At 61.3% G+C, this 11,521-nt stretch carries 11 protein-coding genes and 1 pseudogene; 4 read left to right on the top strand and 8 right to left on the bottom strand.

The window, feature by feature from the left end; genetic code table 11:
- The 3 genes and pseudogenes from GNZ12_RS42780 to GNZ12_RS42770 all read right to left on the bottom strand — a co-directional run.
- Positions 1–548 (bottom strand): annotated as a pseudogene (locus GNZ12_RS42780) (IS110 family transposase); the annotation flags it as partial.
- A 79-nt stretch (positions 549–627) separates the two neighbouring features.
- Positions 628–918, bottom strand: coding sequence for a hypothetical protein (locus GNZ12_RS42775; protein WP_172318904.1), 291 nt, complete (start codon positions 916–918; stop codon positions 628–630).
- Between the two features lie 216 nt (positions 919–1,134).
- On the bottom strand, positions 1,135–2,523 hold the full coding sequence (locus GNZ12_RS42770) for a purine-cytosine permease family protein (protein ID WP_172318902.1): 1,389 nt from the start codon (positions 2,521–2,523) through the stop codon (positions 1,135–1,137).
- 268 nt (positions 2,524–2,791) lie between these two features.
- Between GNZ12_RS42770 and GNZ12_RS42765 the strand changes: the two genes are divergently transcribed.
- Positions 2,792–3,841, top strand: coding sequence for a histone deacetylase family protein (locus GNZ12_RS42765; RefSeq protein WP_172318900.1), 1,050 nt, complete (start codon positions 2,792–2,794; stop codon positions 3,839–3,841).
- Between the two features lie 77 nt (positions 3,842–3,918).
- Here GNZ12_RS42765 and GNZ12_RS42760 read toward each other — a convergent pair whose 3' ends face one another.
- The 5 genes from GNZ12_RS42760 to GNZ12_RS42740 all read right to left on the bottom strand — a co-directional run bounded on the left by GNZ12_RS42760 (position 3,919) and on the right by GNZ12_RS42740 (position 8,934).
- Positions 3,919–4,680, bottom strand: coding sequence for an ABC transporter permease (locus GNZ12_RS42760; RefSeq protein WP_074288289.1), 762 nt, complete (start codon positions 4,678–4,680; stop codon positions 3,919–3,921).
- Positions 4,677–5,603 carry an ABC transporter ATP-binding protein gene (locus GNZ12_RS42755; protein WP_172318898.1) on the bottom strand — a complete coding sequence of 309 codons (927 nt, stop codon included), beginning with the start codon at positions 5,601–5,603 and terminating at the stop codon, positions 4,677–4,679. Before GNZ12_RS42755 ends, GNZ12_RS42760 begins: the two co-directional genes overlap by 4 nt.
- A 210-nt stretch (positions 5,604–5,813) precedes the next feature.
- Positions 5,814–7,406: a tannase/feruloyl esterase family alpha/beta hydrolase gene (locus GNZ12_RS42750; protein WP_235994089.1), complete on the bottom strand. Its 1,593-nt coding sequence runs from the start codon at positions 7,404–7,406 to the stop codon at positions 5,814–5,816.
- 95 nt (positions 7,407–7,501) lie between these two features.
- Positions 7,502–8,608: an OpgC domain-containing protein gene (locus GNZ12_RS42745; protein ID WP_172318894.1), complete on the bottom strand. Its 1,107-nt coding sequence runs from the start codon at positions 8,606–8,608 to the stop codon at positions 7,502–7,504.
- A gap of 65 nt (positions 8,609–8,673) precedes the next feature.
- Positions 8,674–8,934 (bottom strand): hypothetical protein, encoded by a 261-nt coding sequence (locus tag GNZ12_RS42740; RefSeq protein ID WP_172318892.1) that lies wholly within the window; start codon positions 8,932–8,934, stop codon positions 8,674–8,676.
- Between the two features lie 75 nt (positions 8,935–9,009).
- Here GNZ12_RS42740 and GNZ12_RS42735 point away from each other — a divergent pair, with 75 nt between their 5' ends.
- The 3 genes from GNZ12_RS42735 to GNZ12_RS42725 all read left to right on the top strand — a co-directional run bounded on the left by GNZ12_RS42735 (position 9,010) and on the right by GNZ12_RS42725 (position 11,512).
- Entirely contained in the window at positions 9,010–10,194 is a 1,185-nt protein-coding gene (locus tag GNZ12_RS42735) for an acyltransferase family protein (RefSeq protein WP_172318890.1), read from the top strand.
- Positions 10,195–10,382: 188 nt separating this feature from the next.
- Positions 10,383–11,177, top strand: coding sequence for a sulfite exporter TauE/SafE family protein (locus tag GNZ12_RS42730; RefSeq protein WP_172318888.1), 795 nt, complete (start codon positions 10,383–10,385; stop codon positions 11,175–11,177).
- Between the two features lie 89 nt (positions 11,178–11,266).
- On the top strand, positions 11,267–11,512 hold the full coding sequence (locus GNZ12_RS42725; protein ID WP_172318886.1) for a hypothetical protein: 246 nt from the start codon (positions 11,267–11,269) through the stop codon (positions 11,510–11,512).
- The last annotated feature ends 9 nt before the right edge of the window (positions 11,513–11,521 follow it).

Genomic DNA, 11,521 nt, shown 5'->3' with positions numbered 1-11,521 from the left:
CGCAGGTTGTGGAGTACCAGCAGCGAGCGGATGCGGTTGCTATGGGCAGTGCGCTCCTGCCGCAGGCGATCGAGTTCACGGTGTACCCGCCGCTCATCTTCCTGTTCGGGGGTGGGGATACGTGCGACCGCCCAAGCCCGGCGCTCACCACCGTAGTAGCGCATGAGCATCGACAGCAGCTTGTCGCTGTCGAGACGGTCGGTCTTGGCGCGACGTCTGCGCCGGTTTACTTCGATACTGGCTGAATCCACCACCAGGTTCGTGATCTGATGTGCTTCCAGGCAGCGGTGCAGCCAGAAGCCGTCACGCCCGGCTTCATAGCAGCTGCGCACCGGGGCATCGGTGGCCAGATGACAGCGCGCTTTGGCCTTTGAAATCGCCGTGAAGACTGCGGCCGTATCGCCAGCGGCCACTGTGCAGCGGCTCGGCGAGCGCACCCCATCGCCCAGCGAGAGCTTCCAGCTCCTGTCACCCAGTTCAAAGGCGACATACAGCGATCCGGTGATGGTTGTATCCTGCCCGTGAAGGGCCGTGCGAGGCGCATTCATTTGCGTACTCCTCTTGGAAAACAGGGTTTGTGGCTCCCGTTTTACACCTGAGGCTTCACTCGTGCTGCCCTCATAGTATCTAGAAGCCTGTCACCACCATCGCAAACACCAGCGCAGCACCGCCCACCGCGCCGAGGAATGTGAAGCACTGTTCGTCCGCGCCCGAGTGGCGTGCCCAGACTTTTCCAGCCAGCGCAGCCAGCCCGGTGATGCCCAGAAACAACGACAGCGACGAACCGGCCGTGCACACCATGCCGGGAAACTCGTCGCTCCAGGCGCACGCGTAGAGTTGCCGCACGGATACACCGATCACGCCAATCGCCACCAGTACGCCGGCAATCAGTCCGTCCCGCTGAACTCTGGGTTTCATTTACAGCCCTCCCGCATCACGCTCCCCCCCATCCCTATCCGCGGCCCCAACGCCTGCCGCGCGGCTGTGCGCCTCGATACGGTGGACGGAAAGCCATGTCGCACCGTTCTCGGTTCATACCGTCATTGACGGCGATTCGACGCGGGCGGTCATCGTCCGGATGGACTAAGGGGATTGCCCGACAGATCGCCTGGGGACTGCCGGGGGGGCAGATGTTCAGGCAGCCGCGCTCGCAGCCGTACGAGAAAACCGCTTACAACCCACGTAATAAACCAGCGAGGTCAACGCAAGACCGACCACCCACGAAATATCCGCACCGTCGAGCCTCTTCGCAATCGGCCCGGTGTACAGGTCTGTAGCAACAAAGGGCAGTTGCACGACAATGCCGAACAGGTACGAGAAGATTGCGATGCCGTTGAAACGGCCGTAAATGCCGCCGTCCTGACGGAAGAAAGAGTCAACGTCGTATTGGCCGTGGCAGACGAGGTAGTAGTCGATCAGATTGACCGCCGTCCAGGGCACCAGCACGTAAAGCAGCAACAGAATGAAGTTCGTGTAGGTCGCGAGGAAGTTGCTTTGACCGAACAACGCGATCGTCAGCGAAATACCAAACAGCACCAGGGCGGTAACGGTACGCGCGCGTGCTTTGCCTGACCACGAGGGAAACAGCGTCTGCAGGATCGTGATGGTGGAGAGAGCGCCGCAATACAGATTCATCGCATTGGTTGCGGCAATACCGATCGACAGCACGATCACCACCAGTGTGCTGATGCCACGCGTGAGCGTGGTGAGGCCGTTGACGACGTCGCCATCCGCGACCACCAGGCCGATCACGGCACCCAGCGCCATCGGGAAGATCGAGCCGAGCGAACAGCCCCAATAGCTCGCCCAGAATGCGGTCCGCGACCCGGTGTTAGCGGGCATGTAGCGCGAATAGTCGGACACGTACGGCGCGTAGGCGATCTGCCAGAGCGCCGCCACCGAAATCGTGCCCAGAAAACCCGTCAGATTCGCACTGTTCTTCGTGAGGAAATCAGCCGGCAGTCCATGCACGAAAATGATCCACACGAAGGCGAGCACCAGCACCGCGCCGGAGCACCAGGTCATCAAACGCGTATAGGCATGGATCAGGTTGTAGCCGAAGATCGTCGCCACCAGACTCAGCACGCCGACCACGATCACGCCGTCATTCACGCTGACAGCAGGCGTCAGGCTTTGCAGCGCCTGGCCGCCGAGTACGAGGTTCGACGCAAAGAAGCCGAGGTACATGATCACGACGAGGCCCACCACCAGCAGCGAACCGATCGAGCCGAACTGGCCGCGCGTTTGCACCATTTGCGGCACGCCCAGTTGCGGGCCCTGCGCCGAGTGCAGAGCCATGAACACCGCGCCGACCAGCGTGCCGATCACGATCCCCAGCACACCCCACCAGAACGGCTGCTTGAACACCGTGACGGCCAGCGCGCCCGTGACGATCGTCAGCAACGTGATATTCGAGCCGAACCAGATCGTGAACAGATCGCTCGCCTTGCCGTGCCGCTCGGCGGCAGGAATGGGCTGGATCGTACTTTGTTCCAGACGGCCAATCGTGTCTTCCTGATTCATCAGCGTATTCCTTGAGGTTCGTCAAATGGGATTCTCAGCCCGACTGTTCGACGACAAAAAAACCTCGGAAAGAACAAATTAGCTTGCTACTGAATTGGTTTTACCTATATTCATCCCGAAATGCATACGTAGCGGCGCAACGCTTGCATAGACGGTGCCTCTCCATTGGATCGGTTTAATCTTCTTGGAGAGAGCGGTCGGTTGCGGCGATAGTCAGTGTGCAAGGGATCGCTTTTTCTTCAAGCCGCATTTCATTCCGGAGACACGCTTGATCACTATCTACGGCGAACGCCATCGCCTTCACCACGGCCGCAGCGAACTGATCGACGGCGAATTGAAGCCGTGCTTCGAGACGCCGCGGCGCGTCGATATCGTTCACGAGCGCTTGCGCCAGGTCGGGCTCGGCGAGGTGATTGCGCCCTCCCGCTTCGGCATAGACGCGTTAAATCGCGTGCATAGCGACGCCTATCTCGACTTTCTTCAGACCGCGTGGCAGGAATGGAGCGCGCTCGGCCGCACACACGATGCACTGCCAACCATCTGGCCGGCGCGCGGCCTGCGGCGCGACCGCGCCCCGCTCAGCATCGACGGCAAGCTGGGCTTCTACGCGATGGATGCGGGCGCGCCGATTACCTCGGGCACCTGGGACGCGATCGAAGAATCCGCGCATGTCGCACTGACTGGCGCGCAGTGCGTGAGCCGTGGCGAACGCGCGGCCTTCGCGCTGTGCCGGCCACCTGGGCATCACGCGGGACGCGACGTGATGGGCGGCTATTGCTACCTGAACAATGCCGCGATCGCGGCCGAACATTGGCTCGCGCACGGTGCGCGGCGTGTCGCCATACTCGATGTCGACTATCACCACGGCAACGGCACGCAATCGATCTTCTACGAGCGGGACGATGTGCTGTTCGTGTCGCTGCATGCGGACCCGTCGATCGACTATCCCTACCTGCTGGGCTACGCTGAGGAAACCGGCCGCGGCGCCGGCCAAGGTTTCAACTTCAACTATCCGCTGCCGTGGGGCACTGACTGGTCCACCTACGCGGTGGCGCTGGCTCATGCCGGCGAGCAGATCGAGCAGTTCGCGCCGGATGCGCTGGTCGTGTCGCTCGGGGTCGATACGTTCGAAGGCGATCCGATTTCGCAGTTTCGGCTTACAAGCAAGGACTATCCGCGCATCGGCGCGGCAATCGCGCAATTCGGCTTGCCGACGCTGTTCGTGATGGAAGGGGGTTATGCCGTGGAGGAAATCGGCTTGAACGCAGTCGGTGTGCTGACGGGTTTCGAAGCACACACGCAGGTTGCGGCGCGGTGATATCGCATACGGTCGTCGCGCCGGGTCAGTGCGAACCGGCCGGGAGATTTTCGCCAGGCCGGTTCGCCCCAAAGCCCTTAGCTCTTGAGCCGATACCCAGTCTTGAAGATCCACGCGACGATCCCGAGAAACACCGCCAGAAACAACGCGGTCATCCCCAGGCTGACACCGACATCCACATCGGCGAGCCCATAAAAGCTCCAGCGAAATCCGCTGACCAGATACACAATCGGATTGAACAGCGTCACGACCTTCCAGAACGGCGGCAGCATATTGACCGCATAGAAACTGCCGCCGAGAAACGTGAGCGGCGTGATGATGAGAAGCGGCACGAGTTGCAACTTCTCGAAGCTATCCGCCCAGATGCCAATAATGAAACCGAGCAGACTGAACGTCACCGCGGTCAGCACCAGAAACAGAATCATCCAGAACGGGTGCTGCACTTGCAGCGGCACGAACAGGCCGGCGGTCGCCAGAATGATCAGCCCGAGCAGAATCGACTTGGTGGCCGCCGCGCCCACATAGCTCACGACGATCTCCAAATACGACACCGGCGCCGACAGCAACTCGTAAATCGTGCCGGTAAAGCGCGGAAAGTAAATCCCGAACGACGCATTCGAAATGCTTTGCGACAGCAGCGACAGCATGATCAAACCCGGCACGATGAACGCGCCGTAACTGATGCCGTCCACTTCCTTGATGCGCGAACCGATTGCCGCGCCGAACACGACGAAGTAAAGCGAAGTTGAAATCACCGGCGCGATGATGCTCTGCATCAGCGTGCGCCAGGTGCGGGCCATCTCGAACTTATAGATCGCGCGAATTGCGTAGATATTCATGAGTTACCCCGGAGCAGACTGACGAAGATGTCTTCGAGCGAACTTTGCGTCGTATGCAGGTCTTTGAAACGGATGCCGGCGTCGTCGAGCGCTTTGAGCAGCGAGATGATGTCCGTGCGCCCGCCGTCGCCCTCATACGTGTAGATCAGCTCGTTGCCACCCTTGGCGACATCCAGTCCATATCCGGCCAGCGCTGGCGGCACCTCCCCGAGCTGACTCTCGAGTTGCAGCGTCAACTGCTTCTTGCCGAGTTTTCGCATCAACTCCGTCTTCTCTTCCACCAGCATGATTTCGCCCGCATTGATCACGCCGATGCGGTCAGCCATCTCTTCGGCTTCGTCGATGTAGTGCGTGGTGAGAATGATCGTCACGCCGTTGGCGGTAAGCGAGCGCACCAGCTTCCACATATCGCGGCGCAACTCGACGTCGACACCGGCCGTGGGTTCGTCGAGAAACAGCACACGCGGTTCGTGCGAGAGCGCCTTCGCGATCAGCACGCGGCGCTTCATGCCGCCCGATAGCGTAATGATCTTGTTATTACGTTTTTCCCACAGCGACAGATCGCGCAACACCTTTTCGATGTAAGCGGGGTTTTTCGGCTTGCCGAACAACCCGCGGCTGAACGAGACGGTCGCCCAGACGGTTTCGAACGAGTCGGTGGTGAGTTCCTGCGGCACGAGGCCGATCAGCGAGCGCGCGCCGCGATAGTCCGTCGCGATGTCGCGGCCGTCCACCGTCACGCTGCCGACGCTTGCCTTGACGATGCCGCAGATGATGCTGATGAGGGTGGTCTTGCCCGCCCCGTTGGGCCCAAGCAAGGCGAAGATTTCTCCGCGGTTGATCGCCAGGTTGATGTTTTTGAGCGCATGAAAACCCGTGGCGTAGGTTTTCGACAGATTCGTGACCGAGACGATTGGCTGCATGGATTCGACGATGGCAGACACCGGTATTGGGTTAAAAGGGGGCAGTGCGAATGTGCGACCGCACCCGCAATGTAATTGAAAGTGAAAAAACTTGCAGCGCAACCTGGAGATTGTGAAAAAGCCGATGACCCGGATCAGGATCCGCCGGCGCGGCGTATCAGCCGTTCAACACCGGCTGTGGTCTTTGCAGGACCTGCCTGCCGGATTCCGTCACGGTTCGGCGCACGCGAAGCTGCTGGCGAGATTCACATTACCTTTACCGCCATAGCGGGGAAACAGCGGATAACGGCACAACGGACGCGAGCGTCCATTGGTTGCTGCCGCGATATCCGTAGCGATCAGGGTTTCGGGCGCGACGCCCCGTGTGACCCAATTGTCGAGCGCCCCCAGCAGATCCACGGCGGGGATGAACACCCCGCTGCCATGCTGATAACCCGGCACCATGTACAGCCGCATGAACGCATCGACCTGGTCGATGCCGAATCGATCGATCAGCGCTTCGTAGTAGGCGATGGTCTGGTTCGGGCTGATGACTTCGTCGGCGAGGCCCTGCAGCGTGATGAGCTTGCCGCCGCGCGCGATGTAGCGTGCGAGGTCGGGGTTCATCGCGCCAATCGTCTCTGACAGCGCGACGAGCTGTCCGCGATATTTACCGGGATTCAGCGGATCGAACCTGAGCGATTCGAACGCCGCGTCCCGCGTCACGAAATAGCGGAGGTAGCCATCGCCCTGCGCGAACAGGTAGCCGTTGGCGAAGAAGGTCGGCAACGGCAAGCGCTCAGGTTGATGCGCGAGCCCAAGCAGGCCGCTCAGATGCGTGCCTTGAAAGACGTTGTAGCCACGATCGCCGGTGACACCCCACGCCAGCTTGTACGGCAGCGACAGGCCGTCGCGCATCACCAGCAAGGTGGAAAGTTGCGCGTCAGTGAGGCATTCGTCGTGCGAGGGCGCACGTCCGGCGCAGCGCAACGAGGCGATGATCTCCGCTTCGTGTTCCCGGCACCCGGCGACGTCACTGATGATGCCGTCCGCCGCGCCGTCGAGCCGGTCGCAGACCGCTAGCGTGCGTTGAACCACATGTTCGAGCAACAGCGGTGGAATGAAACCGCCGGGCGTTGCGAATTCCGCCTGGCCGAGCTTCACACCCATCAAACGCACGCCGGTAAAATTGAGCGCGGGCGAATTGGCGATCACACCGTCGTAGTCGTCGGGATAGCGCTGCATCACCGTGTAGCCTTCACGGCCACCCGTCGAGCCGCCGGCGAAATACATCCGTTGCGGCGGCCGGCCGTAAGCGCGCGCAATGAGTGCGAGCGCGACGTCGTGCGTTTTCTTCAGATGCGCGTAGCCAAAATTCGTCACCGCTTCGTCGACGAGGCCAAAGACCGCGAGCGACGAATCGCCCACATGGCCGGAGTCGTCGCCGAAGGTCGCATAGCCTTGCGCAAGCGGTGCGCGATCCGGAGAGAACGGCATCACGCCCGTGCCGCTCACCACCACACCGTTGTAGCCCCCGCCGCCGATCTGCAGCGCGCGGCCGTTCCAGCGGCGCGGCAGATTCAGGTCGAAGCGGATATCGGGCGTGCCGGCTTTGAGCGCCTTGATACGGCCGGTGATGCGGCAATATTCGCCGCCTTGCTGATTGCCCGGCGCCGTGGCGGCCACCATCGCCGCGCTTTCGATCTGCACACCGGCAGTGGGCAAGGCGATCAGTTCAGGAGGTAACACTGCACCCGCGAATTCCGCGCAATGCATGGCGAGCGGATCGTCCTTGGGCGCGGCCCATACCTCTGAGGCGCTCATCAGGCATAGCACTGCGCCGGCAACCGTGATGACCGTGCGCGAACCTCGCGTAGAACGCCCATGGCGCTGATAACACTGATGGCGCGCACGCGCCCTCATCCGTAACCCGCGCCGTTGACCGCCGGGCGCGACGGCTGCCCTTTCCAGCCGTTCCAGCCGCGCGCGATCATCAGCAGCGCGCCGATGGCGACCAGATCGCCGCCGAGTCCGATCAGCGTGCCGCGAAAACCATGGAACGTATGCGGCGTCGCCGTATCGACGATCAACGACACCAGCGTGCCGGCGACGAAACACACGAGCCCGGTACGGCCGACCGTCACCACCGCCGGCAACCGCTGTGCGAGCCACGCGACGCGGCCCTGGCGCACGAACTGCGCGGCGAGCCAGGCAATGGCGATGAAGTTGATCACACGTTCCACGGAAAGGTTTTGTTTATGCACGCCGGGCAGCGGCTGCGTCAGCACAAAGAGTTTGACGATAGCGAATGCCAGCACCGCAACCACCGCGGCGCGCGTGAACCAGCGCGCGGTGCGGGTCGCGTGAAAGCGCTCGCTGACGGGTTGCACCCGGCACAGAATACCGAGCACGAACATCAGTTGCCATGCAAACGGATTAAAAGCCCAGTCGGCCATGTCGTCAATGCTGAATAGTCCGGCCAACGGACGGGCCAGCGCCCAGATCGTCACGCTCAAGCCCAGCGCCGCGAGCGACGAACGGCGCGCCAGCGGCACCACGAACGGCACGCATAACGCAAAAACGACGTACATGGGCAGCACGCTTGATAAATACGGCTGGTGCCGCAGCACGGCAATATCGAACGTCTCGCGCAGTGGCTGAATCACGAACGGCTGCCAGCCGCTCAGGTCGACCATCGGCGGGTTCAGATGCCATTGCGCGAGAACGGCACCGGACAGCAGCGTCAATACTGCCGTCAATAGATAGGCGCGATAGATCTCCCAGCAGCGCCAGACGAAGCGCATCTTCGCCGCGTTCTCGCCACGCCCCGCGAGCACCGCCGTATACGCTGCCGCCGACGCATAGCCGCCGAGGAACACGAACACTTCGGCCGAGTCGCACAAGGCATACGTGTGCAACATCAGATGCGACAGCGTGCTGCCGGGCATGTGGTCCAACACGATAACAATCAGCACGACGCCGCGAAAGAAATCCACTTCGATCGAGCGTCCGCGGCGTGGGTCCATACAGGTTCTCGCAAGATGGCGCGTGCAGGCAACGCGCCTTGAAAAGCGGTCAGATACCGTTGTCCTCAGTAGGAACTCCATAACAATAAAACGTTCCCATCGATACCGTGTGCCCCGTCGACTTGCGCTAACAACCACCCTTTAAATGCAGGCGAAGTGGCAGCAATCTGAAATTCAGATGTCGGCGTGCGGTAATGCTGCGTCATCGCGCCTTCGATTGCGGGAAGTTTTGCGGCTTTTAATGCGTCAGGCGTGAGCGCAATCGGTAAGGCCTGCGGAAAAAAAATCGCCGCTTGCGATGCGCGATTTTTTTCGCTTTTTTTCATCGTAGGATGGGTTCGTAGAGGCCCGTCGGGCATCCCGCGTTTCACGCGCTGCCTTCGCACTAGAGCACCACCCCAATGAACAACAGGATTGCCGGCTTCGACGGATTGCGCGCGATTGCAGTCCTAATGGTATTTTTTCAGCACCGTCTATTCGGCGACATTGGCGAGATCGGCCACCTCGGCGTGTGGATCTTCTTCGCGCTGAGCGGCTTTCTGATCATCGGTATCCTGTCCGCGCAACGCACGCGCATCGAAACAAACGGCAGCCGGTTCGGTGCTGAACTGAAGCGCTTCCTGTTTCGCCGCACGCTACGCATCTTTCCGATTTACTACCTGATGCTGGTGGTGATGTGTGTGCTCATGACGTTCGGGATGGGGAGTCCCGAACTGGCCAGCGGCATGCCATTCCATTTCGCTTATCTGTCGAACTTCTGGATCGGCTCGGTGCTCCATGACTGGCCGGGGCGTTACTCGCATCTCTGGAGTCTCGCGATTGAAGAGCAGTTTTATCTCGTGTTTGCGCCGTTATTGCTGCTGGTTGCGGCGCGCCGGCATCGCGCGGTGTGTCTCACGATCGTCGCGGTTGGACTCCTTTCGCTGCTGGCGATGCGTGCGGCACGGTGGCAGGAGATCACGATCTATACGCATCCACTGACCAACTTCTGGCTGCTGGCGTTGGGCGGGATAGGCGGCTTGATGATCGCAGGGAAAGAGAGCCGCTTGCGCGTCATGCTCGGGCATGGCATGACGCTGTTCGTGTTGAGTGTTTGCCTGGTGGGCTTGTGTGCGACTGAGCCAAGGTGGAGTCAGTTGGGCAGCTCGCTTGCCTTCACGACGGTCAGTGCTGTGTATGGCGTCTCTATCGCGGCGCTTGTGTGTTCGATTGCGTGCTGCCGCAACGCGGCGGTGATCGGTCTGCTTGAAACCGGCTGGCTGGTGAGCTTCGGGCGCATCAGTTACGGCTTTTATCTCTATCACAATCTGATTCCGGACCTGACCCGCAACCGTCACGCGGCGGCGTTCTTCGGCGGCACCGTACCGCTGTGGGCGCACCTCGCCGGGATCGCCGCGTCGTTTGCGATTTCGCTGACGATGGCCGTGCTGTCCTGGCGACTGATCGAAGCGCCGATTCTTCGCTTGAAGACGCGGCGCGCGCCGGTGGGCACCGCGACGCCAGCGGCTGCGCAAACACCGGCCCCGTTAGCCGTTCGCAATGGGCGTGCGCTGAGCGATGAAGGCACCGCTTCAGACGCCATTTGAAGGCACCATTCCTTACGTTCTGCCTTCAGACGGCTTGAGCGCGGGCACGGTATCATGCGGCCTCACTTAGCTGGCTGCTTCGACCCTTGCGCGACACGCGGGCATTGAACTGGCCGAACGATAAAAACAAGCCACTGCCCGCGCATCCGGCCCATCTGGTCCGCGCGGTTGGCTCGCGGACCTCAACCATGTTTCATTTCAGTTTCGCCAACGGCGTACTTGGCGCGAGCCTGCAGACGCTCAGCCTTTACGCGCTGCTTGGCATCATTGCAGCGCTGTTGCTGGGCGGCATGGTCAAGGGCGTGGTCAGTATCGGCGTGCCGCTGGTTGCGATGCCGATTCTCAGCCAGTTCATGCCGATCAAGGAGGCCGTTCTATTGCTGTCGATGCCGATCATTCTCGGCAATATTCCACAGGCGCTGGAAGGCGGCGACATGCTGCCGACGGTCCGGCGCATTGCTGCACCGTTGATCGGGACGGTGATCGGCAACATCGTCGGCGTGAGCGTCTTGATCTCGCTGGCGCCGCATCGCGCGCAGGCCGCCGCGGGCATGTTACTGATCGTTGCGGCGCTGCTCCTGTTGCTTTCGCCGCGGCTTACGTTGTCGCCGACGTGGGCGAAGCCGGCCGGGTTCGTGCTGGGATTTGGTGCGGCGGTGATGGAGAGCATCGCTTCGGTGCCAGGGCCTTTGCTGGCGATGTATTTGATCGCCACGGGCGCCACCGGGAAAGTCTTTACGAAGCAGATCGCAATTATTCTGGTGGTGTCGATTATCACGCTGGTCGCTACATTTAGCGGCGGTGCCCATGCCAGCTTGAGCGATCTGGCCATTTCGGCCTGCGCGAGTGTGCCGGTGATTGTCGGGATGTTCTTAGTGCGACCGCTACGGGACAGGCTGCCGCCCGGGGCGTTTCGGGTGTTGGTGCTGGTGTTCGTTCTGGCTGCCGCCGCGCAGATGGTCTGGAAATCCGGGGTTTTATAAAGGTTTTGGAATGTGCCCGCCGGTAAAGCGATGCCGTGGAACGCGCATTGCTGATAGATGATTTGCTATTCATCCACCGGAGAACCGTCATGACTAATCAGCCCAACCCCCCAAACGAGCACGGCAACGAGCCTGATGAAGACCCGGGCAGCCCGCCCATCGACGTCTCCAAGCCCATCGGCGATGCGATTCCAACGCCGGTAGAACCGGGTCTGGATCAGCCGCTGCCACAAAAAGGCGACACCCCGGCGCCTGAAGAAGAGGCCGAGGACAGCCTGGGCGACACCGACACGCCGCCCGGCGTGCCAGCGCCCGGCCCATCCGATTTTGCATAGCACCGGCAG

Source organism: Paraburkholderia solitsugae (genome assembly GCF_013177695.1).
Lineage (GTDB): Bacteria > Pseudomonadota > Gammaproteobacteria > Burkholderiales > Burkholderiaceae > Paraburkholderia > Paraburkholderia solitsugae.
Note: the sequence above shows the minus strand (reverse complement) of the source record. Positions and strands in the feature narration are given on the sequence as shown.

Coding starts and splice junctions, on each gene's coding strand:
- GNZ12_RS42760 (WP_074288289.1), bottom strand. CDS start 4,680: ATGAATATCTACGCAATTCGCGCGATCTATAAGTTCGAGATGGCCCGC.
- GNZ12_RS42725 (WP_172318886.1), top strand. CDS start 11,267: ATGACTAATCAGCCCAACCCCCCAAACGAGCACGGCAACGAGCCTGAT.
- GNZ12_RS42755 (WP_172318898.1), bottom strand. CDS start 5,603: ATGCAGCCAATCGTCTCGGTCACGAATCTGTCGAAAACCTACGCCACG.
- GNZ12_RS42750 (WP_235994089.1), bottom strand. CDS start 7,406: ATGAGCGCCTCAGAGGTATGGGCCGCGCCCAAGGACGATCCGCTCGCC.
- GNZ12_RS42740 (WP_172318892.1), bottom strand. CDS start 8,934: ATGAAAAAAAGCGAAAAAAATCGCGCATCGCAAGCGGCGATTTTTTTT.
- GNZ12_RS42730 (WP_172318888.1), top strand. CDS start 10,383: ATGTTTCATTTCAGTTTCGCCAACGGCGTACTTGGCGCGAGCCTGCAG.
- GNZ12_RS42745 (WP_172318894.1), bottom strand. CDS start 8,608: ATGGACCCACGCCGCGGACGCTCGATCGAAGTGGATTTCTTTCGCGGC.
- GNZ12_RS42735 (WP_172318890.1), top strand. CDS start 9,010: ATGAACAACAGGATTGCCGGCTTCGACGGATTGCGCGCGATTGCAGTC.
- GNZ12_RS42770 (WP_172318902.1), bottom strand. CDS start 2,523: ATGAATCAGGAAGACACGATTGGCCGTCTGGAACAAAGTACGATCCAG.
- GNZ12_RS42775 (WP_172318904.1), bottom strand. CDS start 918: ATGAAACCCAGAGTTCAGCGGGACGGACTGATTGCCGGCGTACTGGTG.